This window comes from Virgibacillus xinjiangensis, assembly GCF_042643145.1.
Lineage (GTDB): Bacteria > Bacillota > Bacilli > Bacillales > Amphibacillaceae > Virgibacillus_O > Virgibacillus_O xinjiangensis.
Map to the genome: position 1 here is coordinate 222,995 of NZ_JBHRSA010000046.1, position 23,303 is coordinate 246,297.

At 46.0% G+C, this 23,303-nt stretch carries 20 protein-coding genes and 1 riboswitch; of the genes, 16 read left to right on the forward strand and 4 right to left on the reverse strand.

What is annotated here, in order from left to right; all coding sequences use genetic code 11:
• Positions 1 to 81: 81 nt before the first annotated feature.
• From ACFOGI_RS13090 to ACFOGI_RS13110, 5 genes are all read left to right on the forward strand, one after another.
• Positions 82 to 1,287 carry an Alp7A family actin-like protein gene (locus ACFOGI_RS13090; protein ID WP_390273364.1) on the forward strand — a complete coding sequence of 402 codons (1,206 nt, stop codon included), beginning with the start codon at positions 82 to 84 and terminating at the stop codon, positions 1,285 to 1,287.
• Between the two features lie 13 nt (positions 1,288 to 1,300).
• The gene (locus tag ACFOGI_RS13095; protein WP_390273367.1) at positions 1,301 to 1,882 is read left to right on the forward strand and encodes a hypothetical protein; all 582 of its coding nucleotides are present in this window, start codon (positions 1,301 to 1,303) and stop codon (positions 1,880 to 1,882) included.
• 261 nt (positions 1,883 to 2,143) lie between these two features.
• Positions 2,144 to 3,619, forward strand: a complete 1,476-nt coding sequence (locus tag ACFOGI_RS13100) for a Mur ligase family protein (protein WP_390273370.1) — start codon at positions 2,144 to 2,146, stop codon at positions 3,617 to 3,619.
• A gap of 148 nt (positions 3,620 to 3,767) precedes the next feature.
• Complete coding sequence (locus ACFOGI_RS13105) at positions 3,768 to 4,379, forward strand: DUF421 domain-containing protein (RefSeq protein WP_390273373.1); 612 nt, start codon at positions 3,768 to 3,770, stop codon at positions 4,377 to 4,379.
• A 107-nt stretch (positions 4,380 to 4,486) separates the two neighbouring features.
• A complete protein-coding gene (locus tag ACFOGI_RS13110; RefSeq protein ID WP_390273375.1) occupies positions 4,487 to 5,332 on the forward strand; it encodes an MBL fold metallo-hydrolase in 846 nt (281 codons plus the stop codon).
• A 37-nt stretch (positions 5,333 to 5,369) separates the two neighbouring features.
• Here the strand turns inward: ACFOGI_RS13110 and ACFOGI_RS13115 are convergent, their stop codons facing one another.
• Positions 5,370 to 6,968: a BCCT family transporter gene (locus tag ACFOGI_RS13115; protein WP_390273379.1), complete on the reverse strand. Its 1,599-nt coding sequence runs from the start codon at positions 6,966 to 6,968 to the stop codon at positions 5,370 to 5,372.
• Positions 6,969 to 7,240: 272 nt separating this feature from the next.
• On the opposite strand from ACFOGI_RS13115, the gene ACFOGI_RS13120 reads away from it, so the two are divergent.
• The 7 genes from ACFOGI_RS13120 (at position 7,241) to ACFOGI_RS13150 (ending at position 13,861) form a co-directional block, all read left to right on the forward strand.
• On the forward strand, positions 7,241 to 7,804 hold the full coding sequence (locus ACFOGI_RS13120; protein ID WP_390273381.1) for a GbsR/MarR family transcriptional regulator: 564 nt from the start codon (positions 7,241 to 7,243) through the stop codon (positions 7,802 to 7,804).
• Entirely contained in the window at positions 7,797 to 8,690 is an 894-nt protein-coding gene (locus ACFOGI_RS13125; RefSeq protein ID WP_390273383.1) for a BKACE family enzyme, read from the forward strand. The genes ACFOGI_RS13120 and ACFOGI_RS13125 overlap by 8 nt, the downstream gene beginning before the upstream one ends.
• A 1-nt stretch (position 8,691) precedes the next feature.
• Positions 8,692 to 9,663 (forward strand): 3-hydroxyacyl-CoA dehydrogenase NAD-binding domain-containing protein, encoded by a 972-nt coding sequence (locus tag ACFOGI_RS13130; RefSeq protein WP_390273385.1) that lies wholly within the window; start codon positions 8,692 to 8,694, stop codon positions 9,661 to 9,663.
• Positions 9,664 to 9,678: 15 nt separating this feature from the next.
• Complete coding sequence (locus tag ACFOGI_RS13135) at positions 9,679 to 10,155, forward strand: thioesterase family protein (RefSeq protein WP_390273387.1); 477 nt, start codon at positions 9,679 to 9,681, stop codon at positions 10,153 to 10,155.
• An 849-nt stretch (positions 10,156 to 11,004) separates the two neighbouring features.
• A complete protein-coding gene (locus tag ACFOGI_RS13140) occupies positions 11,005 to 12,006 on the forward strand; it encodes an ABC transporter substrate binding protein (protein WP_390273503.1) in 1,002 nt (333 codons plus the stop codon).
• 74 nt (positions 12,007 to 12,080) lie between these two features.
• A complete protein-coding gene (locus tag ACFOGI_RS13145) occupies positions 12,081 to 13,067 on the forward strand; it encodes an ABC transporter permease (RefSeq protein WP_390273389.1) in 987 nt (328 codons plus the stop codon).
• The gene (locus ACFOGI_RS13150) at positions 13,067 to 13,861 is read left to right on the forward strand and encodes an ABC transporter ATP-binding protein (protein WP_390273391.1); all 795 of its coding nucleotides are present in this window, start codon (positions 13,067 to 13,069) and stop codon (positions 13,859 to 13,861) included. Before ACFOGI_RS13145 ends, ACFOGI_RS13150 begins: the two co-directional genes overlap by 1 nt.
• Positions 13,862 to 14,039: 178 nt before the next feature.
• Here the strand turns inward: ACFOGI_RS13150 and gdhA are convergent, their stop codons facing one another.
• Positions 14,040 to 15,389, reverse strand: a complete 1,350-nt coding sequence (gene gdhA, locus ACFOGI_RS13155; RefSeq protein WP_390273506.1) for an NADP-specific glutamate dehydrogenase — start codon at positions 15,387 to 15,389, stop codon at positions 14,040 to 14,042.
• Positions 15,390 to 15,575: 186 nt separating this feature from the next.
• Between gdhA and ACFOGI_RS13160 the strand changes: the two genes are divergently transcribed.
• The 4 genes from ACFOGI_RS13160 to ACFOGI_RS13175 all read left to right on the forward strand — a co-directional run bounded on the left by ACFOGI_RS13160 (position 15,576) and on the right by ACFOGI_RS13175 (position 20,601).
• Positions 15,576 to 16,481, forward strand: coding sequence for a LysR family transcriptional regulator (locus ACFOGI_RS13160; RefSeq protein WP_390273393.1), 906 nt, complete (start codon positions 15,576 to 15,578; stop codon positions 16,479 to 16,481).
• An 85-nt stretch (positions 16,482 to 16,566) separates the two neighbouring features.
• Positions 16,567 to 16,760, forward strand: a riboswitch (cobalamin riboswitch).
• Between the two features lie 154 nt (positions 16,761 to 16,914).
• Positions 16,915 to 19,146, forward strand: coding sequence for a ribonucleoside-diphosphate reductase subunit alpha (locus tag ACFOGI_RS13165; protein WP_390273395.1), 2,232 nt, complete (start codon positions 16,915 to 16,917; stop codon positions 19,144 to 19,146).
• Entirely contained in the window at positions 19,143 to 19,613 is a 471-nt protein-coding gene (locus ACFOGI_RS13170) for a flavodoxin (protein ID WP_390273397.1), read from the forward strand. The genes ACFOGI_RS13165 and ACFOGI_RS13170 overlap by 4 nt, the downstream gene beginning before the upstream one ends.
• Positions 19,558 to 20,601 (forward strand): ribonucleotide-diphosphate reductase subunit beta, encoded by a 1,044-nt coding sequence (locus ACFOGI_RS13175; RefSeq protein ID WP_390273399.1) that lies wholly within the window; start codon positions 19,558 to 19,560, stop codon positions 20,599 to 20,601. The genes ACFOGI_RS13170 and ACFOGI_RS13175 overlap by 56 nt, the downstream gene beginning before the upstream one ends.
• Positions 20,602 to 20,731: 130 nt before the next feature.
• Here the strand turns inward: ACFOGI_RS13175 and ACFOGI_RS13180 are convergent, their stop codons facing one another.
• Both ACFOGI_RS13180 and ACFOGI_RS13185 read right to left on the reverse strand, forming a co-directional pair.
• Entirely contained in the window at positions 20,732 to 21,997 is a 1,266-nt protein-coding gene (locus tag ACFOGI_RS13180; protein WP_390273401.1) for a hypothetical protein, read from the reverse strand.
• A 108-nt stretch (positions 21,998 to 22,105) separates the two neighbouring features.
• The gene (locus ACFOGI_RS13185; RefSeq protein WP_390273403.1) at positions 22,106 to 23,191 is read right to left on the reverse strand and encodes an N-acetylmuramoyl-L-alanine amidase; all 1,086 of its coding nucleotides are present in this window, start codon (positions 23,189 to 23,191) and stop codon (positions 22,106 to 22,108) included.
• Positions 23,192 to 23,303: the final 112 nt, after the last annotated feature.

The window sequence follows — 23,303 nt, forward strand, 5'->3', positions numbered from 1 at the left end:
AAGTCCTGATTGCTAAAATCCTCCAAAACTAGTATTCTATTACTTAACAGTCTAGTTAAATTTGGAAGGGGAATTTATTTCATGAATAATTCAAGAATAGCTGCAGTTGATGTAGGTAATGATGCGTTGAAGGCAAACTTTGGTAAAATGGAGAATGAATTGTACATACCGAATGTCATTGCCCCAGATTTTGAGGACCGCCCGGTCATAGGGATTGAGGAACTGGACGATAAAGATGTCATGGAAAACATCCATGTTCGCCTGCACTCTCCTGCACTGGAAGATAATAATGCTGTTTATCGTGTAGGTAACCTGGCTACTAAAAGTACAAACTCACAGGAGTTGGACCCAGGGAGCAGCAAGTCGGAAGAAGATCAGACTCTCGTCATGCTCTTGACAGCAATTGCATTGGATGCTGTAGGCAATAGCACAGCACAGCCGGGGAAAGGGAATGTTCTGGATGTGAATTATTCCTTGGGTACAGGACTGCCCCTCCGGGAAGTAAAAGAAGGTAAGGATGTAGGGTATCGTTCACAGCTTTTGGGTTCTGTCCATCAGGTAGAGTTCCTGGTTACACCAAAACATCAGGGCAAAAAAGTAAATATCAAGTTTGATGAAGTGAAAGTCTATCCGGAAGGCTTTGCTGCCTATGTCAATCTGATCATGGATAATGATTTGAAAGTGATCAACAAAGATTTAATTGATAAGCAAATCCTCATCCAGGATATTGGTGGGCTATCGACAGATATTGCTGTCATCCGCAACCGTAACGTGGATGATGATAAGGCACAAGGGTTCAATTTGGGTGTATCTGAGTCGCTGGAACAGATTCGTGAAGAAATACGCTCCAAACATGGTGTGGAATTGGACAGCCGCCGGGATGTTGTCGATATCATTACGAGAAAGAATGACCGCCACCATATCATGGTCAGGGGAAGCAGAACGAATGTACATGATATAACCGATCATATCCTACTCGAACTTGCGAAGAAAGAGTACCGCTTCCTGCGTAATGTGTGGCAGAAGAATTCCCAGTCGGAGATCTGCTACTTTGTGGGCGGTGGTTCTGCAGTACTGAAAGATTACATTAAAGCATTAAATAATAAAATGGACGGCTTTAATATCGAATTCTTTGAGGATGAGCAGGAAAGCATCTGGATGATGGCCAATGCATACTATAAACTGATTATGGACTATGTGCAGAAGAAGACGAAAAACGAGAGTAAAAGTGAACATAAGAATGAGCATAAGGGTGCTGAGAAAGCGGCAGAAAAATCGGCTAAGTAAGTAGGGTGAGATGATGGCAAAGAAGAGTATCGAACGGGGACAGACGATTACGTTTCGTGTCCCGTCTGACACACCTGATTATCTTTTGAAGCAGCTACAGAGATTGAAAGATAGTGAACGGAGGAACTTTTCCAGTCAAATTGCCCAATTTGTACTCAAGGGTGTGAATGAGACCTATGCAAGAGAGAAAGAGACGATAACGGTCCCTTTGCCAAAACAGCTGACAAAGGAGCAGAAAAGCTGGTTGAAGCACGAACACTCTGAAGCATTGATCGGTACCATCCTCTATCAGCTGTTAAGCGATCCCATGCGAGCGACCACGCTGCTCGCTTCACTCAACAGCAATACGACGGATATCGATCAAGCGCTTTACCTGCAGGAAGAACATCCTTTTCCAATGGGAGAAAATCACAGGGAAGAGCAGACAGAAACTCCGGAACCTCAGGATACGGAAGAAATGGCTGCTACTGCAGAGAAATTGGACAATATCGATATGGACATCCTGGATGATATTCATGAAGTTACAACAGAGACAGAGAAGGAGACAGAAGAGGAAGATCCGTTGGCAGACTTCTTCTCCAGCATGAATAAATAAAGGGTCGATAGTACCGATGAGCAGTGTGAGGATAAATACACGATAAACCACCCCTACTCTTGGTGAGAGTAGGGGTGGTTTATGTCTGTTGGTAAACAATCGCTTGGATATGCTATAATTTTAGTTTGATAAGACTGTTTAATAAAGATGGTAATAGAGGTATATAGAAAGAGTGCAAGTAGCCCTTCAGGTTACATAAAAAAGCTGGAAACCAGTGCGCTGTTGGTATAAGAGTCTGCGCCTGGAATAGGAGGTAGCAAAATGAATGTACAGGACTTATTTCAATCCATTGATTTAGTGGACAACCCGACCATCTACGACATTGACGTGTCTGGGATTGCCTACCATTCTCAAAAGGTTTCCAAAGGAGATCTTTTTGTCTGTATAAAAGGGTATAAAACGGATGGACACCAGTATCTAGCCGATGCGGCAGAACGCGGAGCCGAAGTGGCCGTAGTGGAAGAAGTACAAGAGCATATCGATATTCCGCAGTTCCGGGTAGCCAACTCCAGGAAGGCTCTGGCCCAGCTGGGAGCAGCGTTCTATGGCCATCCTTCCAGCAAGATGCATATGATCGGAATTACAGCGACCAATGGAAAAACGACCACTTCCTATATGGCCAATGCGATTCTTGAGCAGGAAGGATTAAAGACAGGGCTGATTGGAACGGTCCATATCAAGAATGGAGAAGATTCGATCCCATCAGAATTGACCACACCCGAATCACTCGATTTACAGTATTACTTGCGGGAGATGGTGGACAATGATGTATCCCACGTGACGATGGAGGCTTCTTCTGCAGCGCTTGAAATGTCACGTGTGGAGGCGGTGGACTATGATATCGTAACATTGAATAATATCAGTGAGGAACATATAGATACCCATGGGTCCTTTGAAAAATATTTCGCGGCTAAGTCCAGTCTGATAAAAAAGGCCTCTAAAGACAGCTTTGCTGTTCTGAACTTGGATGATGAGTATTCAGCATCTCTTGCGGACCAGACACAGGCTAATGTTGTCAGTTTTGGAGTCAATAACAAAGAGGGCCATACGTACTGCAAGGATCTTGATTTAAGTACAGGTAGGGCCCGCTTTACCTTTGTCATCCAAAAAGGTTTTCAAGCCAACGGCAAAGAGTATCAGCCAGGGGAGTTTAACATAGAACTTTCCGTGCCAGGACTCCATTCGGTTTATAATTCCATGGTAGCCATTGTCATCGGTCTGCTGAGCGGTGTCTCCATTCCGAATATTCAACAGGCCATGAAGGACTTCAAAGGGGTCCCAAGGAGATTTGAGTTCATTCATGAGGATCGCTTTAAGATTGTCGATGACCACTTTGCTAACCCCGGCAACATCCAAGTGACATTGGAGACATTGACTGAAATGAAGTTCTCCAACCTGCATCTCGTGTACGCAATCCGAGGCCAACGGGGACCAGAAATCAATAGAGATAACGCCGAGATTATTGCAGAGTGGGCATCCAAGCTGAACTTGACTGAGATTATTGCTACGAAAAGTATCTCCAACACGACGGAAAAAGATAAAGTAACGGAAGCGGAAGTTGACGCGTTCCTCCAGGTGATGGATAGAGCTGGCATCGATGTAAGACTTTATGATGAGCTGCCTGATTCCATCAATGAGTCCATATCGCGGGCAGAAGAAGATGATGTCATTCTTTTGGCAGGCTGTCAGGGAATGGATGATGCGTGCGGAATCGTACAAGAAAAGCTGGGTTCTTAACCCTTTAATCAGCGCCAATGCCATTTGGCCTGCCCAACTCATACAGGGCAGGCCTTTTTATATGGAGATGTCCCATTTCCCGGGGAATAAAGCCGATACTTTTTGGGAAACTATGCTGGAGACCACTATACAGCAGAGGTGGAGGTATATGGAATTTGATTTGATTTGGAAAGCTGTTGTCATAATTGTAGGAGGAACCTTTCTCTTGCGTTTTGCCGGCAGAAAATCCATTTCCCAAATGACCCTGGCGCAGACGGTGATCATGATCGGTATCGGATCCTTGCTCATACAACCGATTGCGGGAGAAAGTGTCTGGTTGACACTGGGGGTGGGCCTGGTATTAGTTTTAAGCTTAATTGCTTTGGAGTTCATTCAGATCAAGGGGGATTTTTTTGAAAGCTTGATTACCGGGAAGTCCAAAGTACTGATTGAAAATGGGCAAATTCAGCAGAAAAACCTTCGGAAGGTAAGGCTGACTGTTGATCAGCTGGAAATGAACCTTCGTCAAAAAAATGTAACTAGGATCAGTGATGTGCAGTGGGCGACATTGGAGCCTAATGGCCAGGTGGGGTTCATCCTGAAGGAAGAGGCACAGCCTGCAACCAAGAAGGAGTTGCAACAGCTTAACCAGCGGCTCGATCTTCTGCTTGGCCAGAGCAATGTCCCTCAGCAGCCCGTGCCCCCAGATGAGCAGGAAGACTTGTTTGCTGAAGTGAAAAGGAAGAGCCATAACAACACTCCGCCCAACCATTTGCAATAAGGGCGGGGTGTTTTCGTGGTACTGCGGTAAGAAAGTAACTGAAGGTGCAGTTTAAACCTAGGGGATTACGTAAATAGAATAACAAAAGCGATTATGGAGGGAAATAAATGACAAACAATCCTTATGGGGATAAGGTAATGCCCCTCACGTCGAAACAGAGCGGGAAAACCCATTTGGTCGGCGAAGATGTCTATTGTTACACCAATCAGATCGTGAATGTATTTTTTGTCGGCAATCGAAACCAGAGAAAGGGTTGGGTTTTAGTAGATGCAGGCATGCCTAGGTCTGCAGATAAAATCATTGAACATGCAGAAGATTTATACGGTGAGGGAGCAACTCCCGAAGCTATTGTTTTGACACATGGGCATTTTGACCATGTCGGTGCTTTGCCTGATTTGGCGGAGAAATGGAAGGTGAACGTCTATGCCCATCCGTTGGAGATTCCCTACCTCACAGGGGAAACCTCCTATGATAAGCCTGACCCGACAGTTGATGGTGGCGCCGTAGCAAAGCTATCTGGCTTCTTTCCAAATGAACCCGTCGATTTGAGTGGGTATGTAAAGGAATTGCCGCAGGATGGCAGCATTCCCGAAATGCCGAACTGGAAATGGCTTCATACTCCAGGGCATACGCCGGGTCATGTCTCACTCTATCGGGAATCTGACAGGACGTTGATTGCAGGGGATGCCTTCACCACCGTAAAACAGGATGAGATGTTCGAAGTCGTTAAGCAGGATAAGGAAATTAATGGTCCACCAGTTTATTTCACTCCTAACTGGGAGGACGCAGAGAAATCCGTGAAAAAGCTGGCTGATCTTCAACCGCTCCATGCAGGAACTGGCCATGGGCTTCCTATGACAGGAGAAGAATTGGAGAAGGGGCTTACCGAACTAGCCACGACATTCAAAGAAAAAGCAGTACCCAAACATGGAAAATATGTAGATGGTCAATAAAAAGGATGTACGGAGCTTATCCGTACATCCTTTCATATTAGCTGTTTTTATTTTCTCTTTTACGGGCCACTATGTCACGAGGCTCCAAGTAAATGGTCGGGGGCTGATAGTTTCTATGTGCCCGAATATCTTCATTGGAAGCCTTGATGAAGGACCAAGCAAGAAGAACCATGATGAACATGACAGGAAAGCCTGCGACAATACTTGCGGTCTGCAGTGTTTCAAGGCCTCCGATAAACATCAGAGCAAGTGGCAGGATCGTCAGAGTGAAGGCCCAGAACATACGATGCCACCTTAATGGTTCTCCCCCTTTCACCCTAGTTTGCGCAACCGCGGCCAATATATAGGAAGCTGAATCAAACGTAGTAGCCAGGAACAGGATGGCCAGGATCGTGAAGATCGGTACAATCAATACAGAAAGCGGCAGTTCATGAAGAATCGCTATGATTGCTGCCGGTGCACCATTTTCATTCATAAACGAAATCACGTCGAATTCACCGCTCAACTGCAGGTAGAGGCCGAAATTCCCCATAATTCCGAAGAACAGCACACAGCCCAGTGTCCCATATATCATGGTGCCAAGGATCATTTCCTTGATGGTTCTGCCACGTGATATACGGGCGACGAACAAGCCGACAAACGGGGCGTAGACCACCCACCATGCCCAATAGAACACAGTCCATGCTTCCGGGAACCCTGTTGCTTCATCACCGATGAGTGGCGCCATCGGTTCAAGCCAGGTTGACATGGAGAAGAAATTGTCACCAATCACTCCGAAGCTTGAAAAGGTTGTTTCACTGATGAAAACCGTTGGACCGAAAATGAATATGAAAAGGAGGATGAAAATCGTCAATACCAGGTTGATATCACTTAATACACGAATCCCCCTCCGCAAACCAGAATAGGCACTAATGCCGAAAATAATGGTACAGAGCAACATGATTGCAGCCTGCAATCCAAGCGTCACAGGTATTCCGGTAATATCATTGATACCCTCTGCAATCATGGGTGTTCCAAGTGCCAACGTGGTCCCGGCACCACCGAGTAAACCAAATATGAACAGGATGTCCACAATAACCCCGACCGGCCCATCGACATATTTACCTAATACGGGCCGAACAGCTTCACTGATTTTCAATACCGGCTTCTTCCGGACATAGTAAAAATATGCAATTGGCAGTGCTGGCAAGGTATAGATGGCCCAAGCAACAGGCCCCCAGTGGTACATGCCATAAGAGGCTGCCCATTGGATGGCTTGCTCGGAACCCGGTTGATCACCAAACGGCGGCCCCTGATAGTAATATGCCCATTCGATCATTGCCCAATATAGGATACTTGAACCGATCCCTGCAGAGAAAAGCATGGCGGCCCAAGAGAATGTACCGAATTCCTTCTTTACATCTTTACTCCCAAGCTTTATCTGACCGCTTTTGCTGAATGCCACATAAAGTAGGAAAATCAACGCACCCATACCCAACATAAGGTATAAAACTCCAAAATTTCCGGTCATAAATTCGTTGGCAGCGTTGATCACTTCTGCCCCAGCTTCCGGGAAGAAAACTAACGGAAGCACGACACTGAATAGAACAGCCAATGCCCCGATAAATGTGGGCCAGTCAATCAGTTTATTATTCATTTTATCCAATCCTTTCTGTGTGTTCATGAAGAATAATTGGTTGGAATTACAGTAAGTTCAGTCTTCATGTATCACTAGTAAGCCTGCCTAATGGTATCAAAGGGAACTTACATCTACAACCGGCATAAACTTTGTAAACTTTTTTGTTTATAAAGTTTATGGGGTTCGTCCTTCTTTTTTCTTTAGTATGCTCAAAATTCCTCGGTTCATTGGTATTTTTAATTATTTTTGAAGCATGATAGAGTTTGTCGTGACAGAAAAGGGTGAGAGATATGGCTAACGGAAAAACTGAGCACCTGAAGACGCAATTCATAGAAAAAATCACTGATAATATGCAGTCTTTCGGGGTCTCCACAACAGTGGGCAGAGTGTTGGGCATCATATATATGGAAAGAAGACCTATGACACTAGATGAGCTTTCCGAAGAAACGGGTATGAGCAAAACGCGGATGAGCCAAGTGGTCCGTGAAATGATTGATTTGAACATAGCGGAACGGGTTTTCCGCAAGGGAGTGCGGAAAGATCTCTACGAGGTGGAACAGGATTATTATCAGACGTTTGTCTCCTTGTTCACTTCCACTTGGAATAAGGCGATAAATAAAAATGCTCAATTTGAACAACGCTTAAAAGGAAAGATAGATGCTATAGAAAATAAGGAGAACCTGCCAGAAGAAGAGGAGCAGCTTGTGAATGAAATCCTTCAGGAGATGCATGAATGGATGTCCTATTATGATTGGATCAAGCGTCTTGTTGCCTTCTTTGAAAGTGGGGAAATCTTCAATCATGTACCAAAACACATACATTCAACCGATACAGGAGGAAATAGCCATGAATAAAAATGTAATCCTATCTTGTGCCGTAACCGGAGCAGGGGAAACAACGGAAAAGAGTCCACATGTACCGGTAACACCGAAGGAGATCGCCGATTCGGCAATCAAAGCGGCTAAGGCAGGGGCTACCATTGCCCATGTACACGTTAGAGACCCGAAAACAGGAAAGCTTAGCCATGATGTAAAGCTTTTTGAAGAAGTGGTAGAAAGAATCCGAGAGGCGGATACCGATGTAATCATCAATATCACTGCCGGTGGCGGTGGTGACTGGGTACCGGGCACAGAAGACCCTGCACGAGGTGGAGAAGGAACCGATATGCAGACACCGGAAGAGCGTCACGAGCCGGTAGGCCTGTTGCGTCCGGAAATCTGTACACTTGACTGTGGCAGCGTCAACTTTGGGGACCAGGTGTACATCAGTCCGACAGAATGGCTGAGAAAGCAGGCACAGCTGATCAAGGACAGTGGGGTGAAACCGGAATTGGAATGCTTTGATACAGGCCATATCCGTTTTGCCAACCAATTGGTTCAGGAAGGATTGGTGGAAGGCAGCCCAATGTATCAGTTCTGCTTAGGAATTCCATGGGGAGCCGATGCGGATGCAGAAACCATTTCCTATATGAAGAGCAGGCTGCCGGAAAATGCAACATGGGCTGCATTCGGTATTGGTCGTATGCAAATGCCGATCGTAGCGGAGTCTGTATTACAGGGAGGCAATGCCCGTGTTGGTCTGGAGGACAATTTATACCTGAAAAAAGGCCAGTTGGCAACAAACGAACAGCTTGTGGATAAGGCGGTAGGCATTATCCAAAGCCTCGGTTCCGACGTCATGTCTCCAGCCGAAGCACGTGAGCAAATGAATCTAAGAAACCCTAATGGAAAGAAGGATTAGTATGACATCAGAGAAGACTGCCATCAAGAATATCACAGTAGTTGGAACCGGGGTCATCGGCAATGGCTGGATCACCCGTTTTCTTGCTAATGGATACCACGTAACCGCAAATGACCCTGACCCAGCTGCAGAGGAACGTACAGTAGCGGCAGTGAAGCAGGCATGGCCTTCGATGGAGAAAGTGGGATTAGCTGAAGATGCCTCCATAGATAATCTCTCGTTCGAGCCGGATTTAGCAACAGCGGTCAAGAATGCTGACTTCATCCAGGAGAATGTTCCAGAACGGGAAAATCTGAAGCGGCAAGTGATATCGCAAATCGACAGCCATGCACCTGAGGGAGCCATCATTGCGTCGAGCACCTCAGGAATTCTTCCAAGCACACTGCAGGCTGATTGTGAAGTGCAGCCGGAACGAGTGATGGTTGCCCACCCATTCAATCCAGTATATCTGATGCCATTGGTTGAGTTAGTGGGAGGAAAGAAGACAGATAAGAATTACGTAGAGCTGGCGGAGGCTTTCTATAATCATCTCCATATGAAACCTCTGGTTATCGAGCATGAAATTGAAGGCCATGTAGCGGACAGGCTAATGGAGGCAATTTGGCGTGAAGCTCTTCATATTGTTAATGATGGAGTGGCAACTACAGAAGAAGTGGATGCATCCATTGTTTACGGACCCGGCTTGCGCTGGGCCTTGATGGGGCCATTCCTCACTCTTCATATGGGTGGGGGTAAGCAAGGCATGAGGCATCTCCTCGAGCAGTTCGGTCCAGCTCTGAAGCTCCCCTGGACAAAGTTGGAAGCTCCGGAATTGACAGACGAACTCGCTGAGAAAGTTATTTCAGGAACAGAAAAACAGACAGAAAATGTAACCATGGTAGAGTTGGAAGAGCGAAGGGATCAATTCCTTATTGAACTGCAGGAGCTTTTGGAGAAGTATTGGCCAGCTGCTACAGTGAAAGGTTCCAAATAGAAAGGGGAAATTGGCTTGTCTGAGACAAAAGTGATTCTAGAGGATAAAGTGCGTCAGGAATGGGTTGACTATAATGGCCATATGAATGATGCAGAGTATGTCCGGGTATTCAGCTGGGGAGTCGATCGGTTCATGAAGTTGATCGGTATCACAGATGAATTCCGTGAAGAGAACCACTATACGATTTACACAATGGAAACACATGTCTGCTATCTGAACGAATTGAAAGAAGGCGAGCCTATCGAAGTCCATCTGCAAATGCTTGATTATGATGCCAAGAGGGCGCATGTCTTCTTTGAGCTCTATGGGCCTGAGGGCAGGCGCGCGGCGACTAGTGAGCAAATGTTGATGGGGATTGATCAATCCACCGGTAGGCCTGGTCCATTCCCTGAAGAGATTTTTATACAAGTTGAAGAACTTGGTGCATCCTATAAGCCTTCAGAGAAGCCGGATGAAGCAGGACGCGTCATCGGTATACGTAGGAAAAAATAAAGGAAAGAGAACCTATTAAAATAACCCTTTCTAGATGATTAGAAACCCTGGAGATGATGACTTCTTCAGGGTTTTTTGTATTTCAGTTGAAAAACTGTAATTACTGTGTATGCCAGTTTTCTGGGTCGTGATGCAATCACTTGCCTCCGCTCCGGCAGAACGCTTCGCTTTCCGTGGGCACGGCCTCAGTCTCCTCAGAAGCACAGAACGCTTCTTCCGGGGCCTTCGGACACGTGCTGTTCCCACAGGAGTCTACGCATTCTGCCTACGCTGGTTAAGGCGTTCTGATTTTGAGTGGCTATGCCCTGAAGTAACTAGTTGAAAAGTGACACTGCGCTAGATAGAAATGTTGTAACCACCCGACTAGCGGAGGAAATCCAAGGAGACTCCTACGGGAACAGTGACCAGAGTGAGATCCTGGAGAACGATAGTTCGAGGAAGCTCACGGGTCACCCGAGGAAAGCGTAGTGGAGTTTCCGCAGCGGTGTGAGGAGCACACTTATTGTTTACCTCACAGCATATTGAAATCATGTGCGAGTAACATAATACAAGCATACGCTGTAGCACATGAAGTTTGAGCATTTTTCATACAAAAAAGACGATTCGAGGTAGCTCCCGGGTCACTTGCGGAGAGCTCAAGGTCATTACTGCAACGGATGCTAGACCCCATTTTATAAAGTAAAATTCTTAGTCCCGGTGTTTTAAAAGATTTTACTTTATCACTTTAGAGCGTGTATGTAATAAAACACAAAAGTTTTTTAAAAATTTTATCGATAATAGTTCGTAAGTATGATATAATCACGTTTAAATATTTAGCCATATATTTAACAGGGGGGAAGAAGCAGGATGATGAAAAAGCTCATAAGTCTATTAGCAATTATATCTATTTTCCTATTGGCAGCTTGCGGATCTGGAGAAGAATCCGCAAATGAAACTTCCGGTAATTCGGAAGCAGGGGAAGAAACCTATAAGGTCGGGGCAACACAGATTGTAGAGCATCCTTCGTTGGATGAAGCCTACAGAGGGTTTCAGGATGCACTGGCTGATGCCGGTTTGGAAGTAGAATATGATTTCCAAAGTGCCCAAAATGACCAGAACAACGTAAAGCCGATTTCAGATGGGTTTGTCGCAGATAATGTCGATCTTATCTTTGCCAATTCAACACCAAGTGCACTTGGTGCTCTCCAGGCAACAAGTGAGATTCCGATTGTATTCACATCAGTGACAGATGCAGTGGACGCCGGGCTGGTGCCATCGATGGAAGAAGCAGGCGAGAATATTACTGGAGTAGTAGATCTGCATCCTGAACAGATTGATGCCACAGTGGAGTTTATCGATAAACATTTTCCTGATGCAAACGTAGGTATGATCTATAATGCCGGGGAGCAGAATTCCGTGAACCAGGTGGAAAGTGTCAAGGCAGCAGCTGAAGACACAAGCCTCTCTATTGAAGAAAGGACAGTGGCGAATTCCGCTGAAGTGCAGCAGGCAGCTACAACGCTTGTGGAAGACGCAGATGTTTTCTATATCATTACCGATAATACCGTCGTGTCTGCTTTGGACAGTGTCGTAGGTGTCGCCAATGACCAGGATATCCCGCTTATCGTGGGAGAACCTGATTCCTTGGCTAAAGGCGGATTTGCGACCTTTGGAATCGACTACCACACTATCGGCTATCGGACAGGAGAAATGGCTGCAGATATTCTGACAGGTGAAAAAGAACCAGGAGAGATCCCTGCCGAATATCCTCCGGAAATCCAGTTGTTTATCAATAAAGCAGGAGCCGAAGAACAAGGTGTGGAGTGGAAAGAAGAATGGGATGAGTCCGCTGAAATCGTGGAAACGGAATAGTTGAAGCACCGGGAGCCGGGCATTGCCTGGCTCCCGTCTGTATTACTTCATGAATAGCTTGGAGGAGGAAGAATATGTTTATATCTTTATTTGGTGCAGTGGAATCAGGTGTCATCTATGCTCTGATGGCATTAGGAGTGTATTTGACCTTCCGTGTGCTCGATTTTCCTGACTTGACGGTGGATGGAAGCTTTGTCACCGGTGCTGCTGTGGCTGGTATCTCCATCATAAATGGTGTTCCTCCTATCCTTGCAACAGTGTTAGCAGCAGTTGCAGGATTCATGGCTGGGTGTGTAACAGGCGTTCTGCACACCAAGGGGAAGATTAATGCCTTATTATCCGGGATTCTGATGATGACCGCTTTATATTCCATAAACTTGAGAATTCTAGGGCAGCCAACCCTGTCGATGCTTGGGGAAAGTACATTATTCACCCAATTGGAGTCAATATGGCAGCAGACTGGGCTGGATTCAATATTGAATGGACTATTGTCGATCACCGGGCTTGACCGCCTCCCGTCCACTTGGGCGGTTCTCCTGGTAATGACCATAGTCACCATCTTGATCAAGTTGTTGACGGATTATTATCTAAAGACAGAAGTAGGGCTCGCATTGAGGGCAATCGGGGACAATAAACGAATGATCCGCAGCCTGTCAGCCAATACCGATTCACTTACCATTATGGGCGTAGGCTTGTCGAACGGCCTTGTAGCTCTTTCCGGAGGATTAGTCGCACAGCATGGCGGCTTTGCCGATGTGAATATGGGGATTGGTATGATTGTCATTGGTCTCGCCTCCGTCATTATCGGGGAAGCGCTGTTTGGCACGAAAACGATCGCGAGAGCTACATTGGCGGTCATCCTGGGGGCGGTTATCTACCGGATGATTGTCACCTTGGCACTCCGCGTCGATTTTCTGGAAACCGGGGACATGAAGGTGATTACAGCTGTGATTGTCATCGGTGCACTGGTCGCGCCTAAACTGATTCAGACGAGAAAAGAGAATAAGCGCCGTCTGGAAAAGAGGAAACAACTGGCAAGCCAAGTGAAGGAGGTTTCGTAATGCTTGAGCTGAACAACACGTCGATTACTTTCAATGAAAATACACCAGACGAGAAAAAGGCATTAAGAAATATTAACCTTTCCCTGGAAACCGGAGATTTTGTAACAGTCATCGGCAGTAATGGGGCAGGTAAATCTACCTTGATGAATATCATTTCCGGTGCACTGATCCCAGATGTAGGAGATGTGGTGATTGGCGGGAAGCAGGTGGTTCATCTGCCTGAATATAAACGCTCTTCATTAATCGGAAGGGTGTTCCAAGACCCGATGGCCGGTACGGCTCCCTCGATGACTATTGAGGAGAACCTGGCCATGGCATATTCCCGGAATAAGAAAAGAAGACTGAGGCTGGGAGTGAACAAGAAACGGAGGGAATCGTTCCGAGAACACCTTGCATCTCTGAATATCGGATTGGAAGACAGGCTTACGGCTAAGGTAGGACTTCTTTCGGGTGGGGAAAGGCAGGCATTGTCCTTGCTGATGACCACCTTCACCAAACCGGATATTCTCCTGCTTGATGAACATACAGCCGCCTTGGATCCTTCCCGTGCCGAGCTAATTACGAATTTAACCGGTGAAGTCGTTCGGGAATCTGGTTTAACGACGTTGATGGTCACCCATAATATGCAGCAGGCACTCGACTTGGGGAACAGGCTGATCATGATGGATAAAGGACAGATCATTTTCGAGGCAAGCGGTGAGAAAAAACAAAAGCTCACCGTGGAAGATTTACTATTTGAATTTAAAAGAATTCGTGGATCCCAATTTGAAAGTGACCGTGCAGTACTGGGATAAAAAGAAGGAAAAGGCCGGTGGAGAATTTCATTTCTTCATTGGTTTTTTTGCCCATAGAGGCCGGATTCCGGGTGATCAAGGGTACACTTACATAAAAAAGAGCTGTACCAGAAGTCAGATGAAACTTCTAGGTACAGCTCTGTGTATATGCTGTCTGCTTAGCAGACGAATGTGGGGCTTATACTCCCTGAGAAATCATAGCGTCTGCTACTTTTTTGAACCCTGCGATATTCGATCCAATTTCCAGGTTTCCAGGCTTTCCATATTCTTCTGCTGCTTCCATGCAATTTTTGTAAATATCTTTCATGATTTCCTGCAATTTTGCATCAACTTCTTTGAAGGTCCAAGATAAACGCATGCTGTTCTGGGCCATTTCCAATGCAGAAACTGCAACACCGCCAGCATTGGCAGCTTTTGCTGGAGCGAATAATACACCTTTTTCCAAGAACAGGTCGATTGCTTCGGAAGTGGATGGCATATTAGCACCTTCTGCCACTGCTTTCACTCCATTATCGATCAACAGTTGTGCAGCTTCTTCATCAAGCTCATTCTGTGTTGCACATGGCAGTGCCACGTCACAAGGAATGGACCATATGCCTGTGCATCCCTCATGGAAGGAAGCATGCGGGTGCTTCTCTACATATTCACTGATTCTGCCTTGGTTGATTTCTTTGATTTCCTTCACGGTGTCCAGATCGATTCCATTTTCATCATGGATGTAACCGGAGGAATCACTGCAGGCAACTACTTTAGCACCAAGTTCCATGGCTTTTTCCATGGCATAGATCGAAACATTTCCGGATCCGGAGATGACCGCTTTGCTGCCATAGAAAGCGATCCCTTGGTCTTGAAGCATTTCTTTTACAAAGTAGATGGTTCCATACCCAGTCGCTTCCTTACGTGCCAGGCTGCCGCCGTAATCCAATCCCTTACCAGTCAGGACACCTGCCTCATAGCGTTTGCGCAGCTTCTTGTATTGGCCGAACATGTAACCAATTTCTCTGGCACCGACACCGATGTCACCGGCAGGTATATCAGTGTCCGGGCCAATGTGATGGTATAATTCAGTCATGAAGCTCTGGCAGAAACGCATGATTTCATTATCGGATTTGCCTTTGGGGTCGAAATCCGAGCCGCCTTTCCCGCCGCCGATCGGCTGACCAGTAAGGGAATTTTTGATGATCTGCTCCAAGCCTAGGAATTTAATGATGCTTTGGTTTACAGAAGGGTGAAAGCGCAATCCACCTTTATATGGACCGATTGCGCTATTGAACTGAACCCTGAAACCACGGTTGACTCTCACCTTGCCTTGGTCATCCACCCATGGAACTCGGAAGGTAATCAGCCTTTCAGGTTCTGAAAGCTGTTCGAGAATGCCTTTTTCAATATAAACGGGGTGTTTTTCCAGAATGGGAGAGAGGGATTTAAAGATTAGTGCAGCTGCTTGGTGAAATTCTGTATCATTGGGGTTCCTTTCCACAAGCGTGTTGTATACTTCACTGATATATGTCTGTACTTTCTGCTTCATTTCGGTATTGGTGTTTTCCATTGTTGAATTTGTCATAATTGCATTAAGAACCTCCTGATATAAATTTTGAAGTGTTAAAATTTTAATCAATATAGCAATAATTTTACATGTTATAATATATAACAGCAATATAAATTCTAGATGATATCTATGCCTTTGTGATATGAATAAAGAGAGGTGCCTAGCATGGAATTGAAACAAATCAAATATTTTATAGAAGTTGCCAAGCGGGAGCATGTGACCGAGGCTGCAAATGCTCTGCATATTGCACAGTCCGCCGTAAGCAGGCAGATTTTCAACTTGGAGGCGGAGTTGGGAGTGTCCTTGTTCATAAGAGAAGGTAGGACCGTGAAGCTCACCCCGATCGGCAGAGTGTTCAAAGACCATATGGAACAGGCTCTCCATACAATCGAGGATGCAGCCCAGGTAATAGAGGAGTATACAGACCCGGAGCGAGGGACGGTCCATGTCGGCTTTCCAAGCAGTTTATCCGCTTATATGCTGCCAACCGCTGTATCAGGTTTCCGCAATCAGTACCCGGATGTCAAATTCCAATTGAAGCAGGGTTCTTATCACGAACTGAAAAAAGCAGTACTGAACGGTGAAATCAATATGGCATTACTAGGACCTGTCCCGATGAATGAGAAGAGGCTCAAGGGAGCTATCCTTTTTACGGAAAATATGGTAGCTCTCCTGCCATCCAGCCACCCGTTAGCAGGAGAAAAATCCCTCAAGTTGAGCGATCTTCGCAATGATCAGTTCATCTTGTTTCCTGATGGCTACATCCTGCGTACGTTGCTTCTGAATGCCTGTAAGCAGCTGGGATTCGATCCGGAGGTCTCTTTTGAGGGCGAGGATATTGATGCCATTAAAGGTTTGGTCTCTGCTGGGCTGGGTGTTACACTTGTACCGGAAATAACCTTGGTAGACAGTATCCCGAGAGCCACTGTGAAGATTCCGGTGACAGAACCGAATGTAGCCAGAACGGTTGGAATGATCGTACCGACCGATCGTCATCTTCTTCCTACTGAACAAGTATTCTACGATTTTCTGAAGGATTTCTTTACTCGTCTGGAAAGATTTCAAAATTAATGAACGTATTCAGTTGCAACTAGTTTAAGCTTATGCTAACCTTGGGTACGATATATTGTGATTAGTTTTAAAATTAAATACTATATGTAGTGAATTGAGTTATGGTGGCATTTGATGCCTTAAAAGGGAATCCAGTTGGAATCTGGAACTGCCCCCGCAACTGTATGTGTAGACGAAAGGGATGCACCACGAGTCGATATGCTGAACAGGCGATCGTCTTGGAAGGACCCTGGAGGATGATGCACAAGTCAGGAGACCTGCCGTATTCTCATGTTTCAATTCTCCGGGGTGAGGGAATGTGAAGCGGCAGTCATATGGTGGATTACTGTCGTTTTATGCCGTTCATCCCGGAGGATGGACGGCTTTTTTCGTGTTCGGGCTTAGGGGGCATTGAAGGTCCGGAACCGTAATCTAATAAAGGAGGAAGTTGGACATGATGGCAGAAGCACCGGTAATGCCGGGAGAAATCTCCACTCTGATCGACGAGGAAGCTGAAGGTTTATCATTGGATATAGACAAGTGGAAAGATAGAGCGATCGAGGCAGCAAAACTTGATGGTTCTATGGAAAAAGTAGTTGATACCCTGATTAAACAAGCATTGGAGAACATAGACGAGGCTAATCCGGACTGGACCTTTCTTGCGGCCCGACTCTATTTGAGAAATTTGTACCGAGAGGCGGGGCAGAATCGTGGCTATGATCCTTCCATAAAATATGGTGGTTTTTATGAATTGCTGGAGAAACTGACTCGTTTGGGAATCTATTCGCCAGACCTCCTTGATAGATACAGCAGTGAGGAGATTGAGGAGCTGGCAATGGTAATAGATCCTCAGAGAGATCTGCTGTTCAATTACCTGGGGATCTATACCTTGGCGACACGTTATTTAGCTGTAGACCATGAGAGGAAGGTATTTGAGCTTCCACAGGAACGGTGGATGGTCATTGCCATGCATCTGATGCGGGAGGAAAAGGGAGAAAACAGAGTAGATCTTGTCCAAGAGGCTTACTGGGCGCTAAGCAATTTATACATGACTGTAGCTACCCCGACACTGAACAATGCAGGGAAAACCCATGGCCAGCTGTCCAGTTGTTTCATAGACACAGTGGATGATAGTCTGCAATCTATCTATGACAGCAACACGGATATCGCCAAACTTTCCAAGAATGGTGGGGGGATCGGCGTCTATATGGGCAAAGTCCGCAGCCGCGGAAGCACCATCAAAGGTTTCAAGGGGATGTCGAGCGGTGTGGTCCCATGGATCAAACAGCTCAATAACACAGCGGTAAGTGTCGACCAACTGGGAACCAGGAAAGGGGCCATTGCGGTCTATCTGGATATATGGCATCAGGATATCGAGTCTTTTCTCGACCTGAAGTTGAACAACGGGGATGACCGAATGCGTGCGCATGATATATTTACCGGCGTCTGCCTGCCTGATTTATTCATGGAGCAGGTAGATAAAAGAGGTGACTGGTACTTATTTGATCCGCATGAAGTCCGTCAGGTGATGGGCTACTCATTGGAAGATTTTTATGATGAAACCAGGGGGGCTGGGCAATGGAGGCTCAAATACGAGGAATGCGTAGAGTCTGAGGAGTTGTCTAAACGGAAGGTACCTGCCATTGACCTTATGAAACGGATCATGAAATCCCAACTGGAATCGGGGACTCCCTTCATATTCTACCGTGATGAAGTGAACAGAAAGAACAACAATTCGCATGAGGGAATGATCTACTGCTCCAACCTATGTACGGAAATCACCCAAAACCAATCCCCAACGGAATTTGTCGAAGAGTGGCTGGAAGAAGGAAGCTTATTGAAAAAGTATCGGCCCGGTGACTATGTTGTCTGTAACCTGAGTTCTATCAATCTAGGAAGGGCAGTACCGGACCAGGTGCTGGAAAGACTCATCCGCATTCAGGTCCGTATGTTGGATAACGTCATTGACGTCAACACGTTGCCGATTCCTCAGGCAGAGCAGACCAATAAGAAATACCGGGCTGTCGGTTTAGGCACCTTTGGTTGGCATCATCTGTTGGCAAAGCAGAATATAGACTGGGAGTCGGAAGAGGCTGTCCGTTATGCTGATGAGCTGTATGAACAGATTGCATACTTGGCAATCAGACAAAGCCAAGAATTAGGCAAAGAAAAAGGGAGTTATCCTCTGTTCACTGGCAGTAAATGGGAGACGGGGCGTTACTTTGAGGAACGAGGATATACAGGAGAGAAATGGGAGCAGCTTAAGCGGGAGGTCCAGGAATATGGTATTCGCAACAGCTACTTGATGGCAGTGGCGCCTAATTCCTCAACCTCTATGATTGCAGGATCGACGGCAAGTATCGACCCGATATTCCAGCCGTTCTATCATGAGGAGAAAAAAGATTTCAAGATTCCGGTCACTGCTCCGGACATGGATCATCAGAACTATCGCATCTATCGGAGATCTGCGTATATTGTCGATCAGCGCTGGTCTGTCCGACAGAATGCAGCGAGACAAAGACATGTCGACCAGTCCATCTCCTTCAATTTCTATGTACCGAATACGATCCGGGCAGCAGTTCTGCTGGACCTTCATCTCCAAGCATGGAAAGAAGGTTTGAAAACAACCTATTATGTCCGTTCCACCTCGAATGATGTGGAGGGATGTGAGTGGTGTGAAAGTTGAAGGTGCTTATTGCTTATCTCTCTTATAGTGGAAATACCGAGGAAACAGCACAAATGATTGCTGAAAGATGCAGGGAAGCAAAGATGGAAGTAGAAATGCACCAAATTGGAGTCGATCCTCCCATTAATCCGGAAGAATATGCACTCATTTGTCTTGGCACTTTTACGTGGGACAGGGGCAGCACCCCGGAAGAAATGAAGGAGTTTGTCCTGGAGATTGGTTATAAGCCGGGTCATATTGCTGTTTTCGGGTCAGGTGATACACAATTTGGAGGTGATGAATTATTCTGTCGAGCTGTGGATAAGTTGTGGACATTTTACGGAAGCAAATGGCCGATGCTGAAAATTGAGCAGTCCCCCAGGGGAAGCCAGGAGAGGAAAGTAATAGAATGGACGGAAGGAGTGTTGTATGATGTCCGAAACACTACTGGAAATAGCAAAAACGTTGGAACCACGCCATCCGAATAAATCAACGGCCCTGTTTGGCGGAAGGTCGAGCGGTATTTTGAATTGGAACAATATAGCCTATCCACACTGGTACAAATTATATAAAAGGCTTGTGGGCAACTACTGGCAGGCGGACGAAGTAAACATGTCCGGTGATATTAAGCAGTTCCCTGAATTGACTCAGCAAGAAAAGGATGCCTATCTAAAGATCATCGGCCTATTATCCACTTTGGATGGTCCCCAGACAAGGACAGCACTGCTGCTGTCTCTGTACGCTACAGACCCTGCAGTCCAATCGATTATGGCAGTGATCTCCCAGCAGGAAGCTGTACACAATGAGAGCTATTCTTATGTACTTTCTTCTGTTGTATCGCTTGATGAACAGGAGGAATCCTTTCAACTGGGCAGAAGGGACCCTGTACTATTGAAGAGGAATGAGCTTTTGATACAGCAGTATAATCGATTTGCTGAAGTGCCCTCGATGGAAAATATCCTGAAGACACTGGTATATACTTCCCTGTTGGAAGGAATGTTCTTCTACTCCGGTTTTGCGTTCTTCTATAATTTGGCAAGGAACAATAAAATGGTGGGAACTTCCACGATGATCAGCTATATCAACCGGGATGAACTCGAACATGGACGATTCATCTCGGAATTGTTCCGAGCAGTGCTTGCGGAACGGCCGGAATACAATACACAGGAATTCACTGGATGGATCTATGAGCAATTCAAGATTTCCGTGGATTTGGAAATCGAGTGGTCTACCTATGTACTCAAAGACGTAGAGGGCATCAATCTGGATGAGATGGCTGGGTATATCAAATACCGGGCAAATAAAATGCTCCGAATGATGGGGCTGAGTGAATTTTATCCAGAGTTTGTGGATAACCCGATGAAGTGGATCCGAGCCTATGTGGATAACTTTGATGGGACCAAAACGGATTTCTTCGAGCAGAAATCCAGACAGTATACGAAGACGAGCGACCTGAACGGTTTCGATGAACTGTAGGCTGGCCACTACTGAATCGGCGACAAAGCGAATGATCAACAGGAGATACGCGCGGTAAATAAGCCTGAAGCGAGATTTATCTGCAAAAATACTTCATAAAAAGAAATCGGCACTCGCCGATTTCTTTTTATTACAATTCATTCAAGGAGATGACCTCACCTGTCACTGCATCCACACCGTAATCGGAAGCAATTTTACCACAAAGGATGTATTTTTCCTGGGAGGCTTCATACACGTACACAGGAGTGACATCCACGTGGTCTTTCAATTTCTGATATGACTCCTCTGTGGATAATCGTGTTTGCTCGGCAGGCTCGAATTGCTGGAAGATATCCACAATCACCTGGTTATCAAGATAGCTGACTGCATGGAGATCATCCTTGTCCAGAATCAGTCTGATTTTCCGCTCCACGACTTTGTTGGTAGTTTCAGCTCCCTTCAAGTCTGCAAAAATATAACCGTTCTGTCTGTAAATACCGGCCAGTCGCCAAGTGCCGCTGCCTTCCGGATAGACACGTTGAAGGAAATAGACCGCTTCTTCGACTGCTTTGGCTTGATCGGTTTCCGTCAATGGCTGTGTATCAGGATCCATCTCGTTTTCAAGTGCTTGTTTTTCTGTCACTTCCAAGGAAAAATCCACTTCCTCTTCAGCAAATTCCTCCTCTGCTGGTTGATTCCACTCCAACAGGGTATCTTTACCCACATAAGTGAGATGCTTTTCTACTTCTTCAAAGGATATTGTACGGGAAGCGTCATTTGTCAGAAAGACAGTATTCAGTCCATAAACAGGCAGCCACCTCGTCTCTTCTTCCAATGGAATTTCCATCAGTTTCACTTGTTCCTCGGCAGTCTGCCCAGTTTTGTCTGTGGTCAGATTGAATGGCTCCCAACGAATATGCTCTTCATCTGGAAAGGTACCATCGACGGAGAATAGGATAAGGTTTCCCTCCTCATCGAATCGTAACTCGATCGTTCCGGAAGGATAGACGGGAACATTATCCACAGCAGCCTGAAAATAAAGAGTGTCAGCCTGTTCATCGACTAGACGGAATTGACGGCCGAATTCCAATCCGGTCATTTTCTCCACCCACTCGATTGCGTCCTCTTTGTCGGAAGATGGGAGATTCTTGTTCTCTTCAAAGGTAACACCCTCAGAGAAAATGAGCTGCCTGACCTGATGACTGTGAATGTCCACCTCGACAACAGCCGTTCCAGCCGGGTTGAAGTTTTCTCCGCTCTCTTGAACATGGTTCGGGAACCATTCCATATTTAGAATATAGACGGTTTCATGGAAAGTATTAGTCTGTCTGAAAATGGAGTGCCTCGCCAGTTCATACTGCTGGAGCCCTAATCGGTCTGCCGTCCGGTTTACCAAATCTTGAAGCTGTTCATCCATCGTATAACCTCCAGTTTTTTGTTTAGTATAACATGCCACATTTACAGGGAAAGTCAAAGGTTTGCTTCATAAAAAAAGCTGCCCTCTGATAAGGACAGCTTTACTGGATCAATTGAAATAATTCTTCAATCCGCTGGTTAGAGCTTTTGCTGCGTTGGACTGGTAATAGGATGTCTGCACTTCCTGCAGATCATTCGGATTGGACAGGAAGCCCAGTTCTACAAGGACTGCCGGTGCTGTTGTATGATTCAATACCCGGTAGTCTCCATGGTGGATTCCTCCGTTTCGCAGCGGGAGATGGGAGGCAAGGGATCCTTGGACCTGCTGGGCCAGCGATTTTCCATTATTGCTATAATAAGTGCGTGTGCCGCTAGCGGCGAGCATCGGGAAAGAGTTATAGTGAAGACTTATGAATGCATCTGCACCTTGCCTGTTACTGATGTTCGTCCGCTCGTTCAGTGAAACGAAATAGTCGCCGTTTCTGGTCAAAGTAACTGCTGCTCCCGCATCCCGCAGTTCCTGTGCCACATAGTCCGCTGTAGAGGAAACCAAGTTCTTCTCATAGACACCGTTCAATCCAATGGCACCAGAGTCCTTTCCTCCGTGTCCAGGATCGACCACAATATGGAGGCCGGACAAGGATCCATTAGATGAAATCTTTGTGGTCGGTACTGATTCGTGAGCCACGCCACTGCTGCTAGCAGGCATGTCAGTCAGCCAGGAGGCTATCCATCCAGTGGTCCCGTTGCCCATGACTACTTGATGCCAATCTCCTTCCGTGCCAGTCATCTGATATGTATCACCGGAAGCGGCAATATCGATGATCTGATTGTTTGTGCTAGGGCCTGTCCTGACTCTGACTCCATTTTTTTGGATGGTTATGGAATCAGTATAGGACTGACCATGAGAGTTCCCTGATGATGTCGAGACGAGATAATGTTTTGCTACCCATGCCTCTTCCCCGCCGAAGTACGTTTGCACCCAGCCATATTTTTCCTGGAAGGCGGTAATCGTGTCATTTTTGCTTAAAGTTCCGATAATTTCAGCACTGTCTGAAGGTGCCTCTCTTACGTTCAGTATTTGATTGCTGACTTCATATGTTTCTTTGCTGTGTGCACTGCTTTCTTCCGGAGCGAATAATATCAATGATAACAGGAAGCCTGCTCCGATGATCAAAAAATTTCTCCAGTTCATCAAATCCTCCTTTTGGTGCCTTGACTTTTAATGATAAATATATAGTAATATGTTCAAGACCAGGTCACAAGAAATAAGGGAATAATATGGAAAATATCAATCGAGGGTCCTA

Excerpts from the sequence above, each read along its gene's own strand:
- ACFOGI_RS13090 (WP_390273364.1), top strand. The coding sequence starts at position 82 with ATGAATAATTCAAGAATAGCTGCAGTTGATGTAGGTAATGATGCGTTG.
- ACFOGI_RS13095 (WP_390273367.1), top strand. The coding sequence starts at position 1,301 with ATGGCAAAGAAGAGTATCGAACGGGGACAGACGATTACGTTTCGTGTC.
- ACFOGI_RS13100 (WP_390273370.1), top strand. The coding sequence starts at position 2,144 with ATGAATGTACAGGACTTATTTCAATCCATTGATTTAGTGGACAACCCG.
- ACFOGI_RS13105 (WP_390273373.1), top strand. The coding sequence starts at position 3,768 with ATGGAATTTGATTTGATTTGGAAAGCTGTTGTCATAATTGTAGGAGGA.
- ACFOGI_RS13110 (WP_390273375.1), top strand. The coding sequence starts at position 4,487 with ATGACAAACAATCCTTATGGGGATAAGGTAATGCCCCTCACGTCGAAA.
- ACFOGI_RS13115 (WP_390273379.1), bottom strand. The coding sequence starts at position 6,968 with ATGAATAATAAACTGATTGACTGGCCCACATTTATCGGGGCATTGGCT.
- ACFOGI_RS13120 (WP_390273381.1), top strand. The coding sequence starts at position 7,241 with ATGGCTAACGGAAAAACTGAGCACCTGAAGACGCAATTCATAGAAAAA.
- ACFOGI_RS13125 (WP_390273383.1), top strand. The coding sequence starts at position 7,797 with ATGAATAAAAATGTAATCCTATCTTGTGCCGTAACCGGAGCAGGGGAA.
- ACFOGI_RS13130 (WP_390273385.1), top strand. The coding sequence starts at position 8,692 with ATGACATCAGAGAAGACTGCCATCAAGAATATCACAGTAGTTGGAACC.
- ACFOGI_RS13140 (WP_390273503.1), top strand. The coding sequence starts at position 11,005 with ATGAAAAAGCTCATAAGTCTATTAGCAATTATATCTATTTTCCTATTG.
- ACFOGI_RS13145 (WP_390273389.1), top strand. The coding sequence starts at position 12,081 with ATGTTTATATCTTTATTTGGTGCAGTGGAATCAGGTGTCATCTATGCT.
- ACFOGI_RS13150 (WP_390273391.1), top strand. The coding sequence starts at position 13,067 with ATGCTTGAGCTGAACAACACGTCGATTACTTTCAATGAAAATACACCA.
- gdhA (WP_390273506.1), bottom strand. The coding sequence starts at position 15,389 with ATGAAGCAGAAAGTACAGACATATATCAGTGAAGTATACAACACGCTT.
- ACFOGI_RS13160 (WP_390273393.1), top strand. The coding sequence starts at position 15,576 with ATGGAATTGAAACAAATCAAATATTTTATAGAAGTTGCCAAGCGGGAG.
- ACFOGI_RS13165 (WP_390273395.1), top strand. The coding sequence starts at position 16,915 with ATGATGGCAGAAGCACCGGTAATGCCGGGAGAAATCTCCACTCTGATC.
- ACFOGI_RS13175 (WP_390273399.1), top strand. The coding sequence starts at position 19,558 with ATGTCCGAAACACTACTGGAAATAGCAAAAACGTTGGAACCACGCCAT.
- ACFOGI_RS13180 (WP_390273401.1), bottom strand. The coding sequence starts at position 21,997 with ATGGATGAACAGCTTCAAGATTTGGTAAACCGGACGGCAGACCGATTA.
- ACFOGI_RS13185 (WP_390273403.1), bottom strand. The coding sequence starts at position 23,191 with ATGAACTGGAGAAATTTTTTGATCATCGGAGCAGGCTTCCTGTTATCA.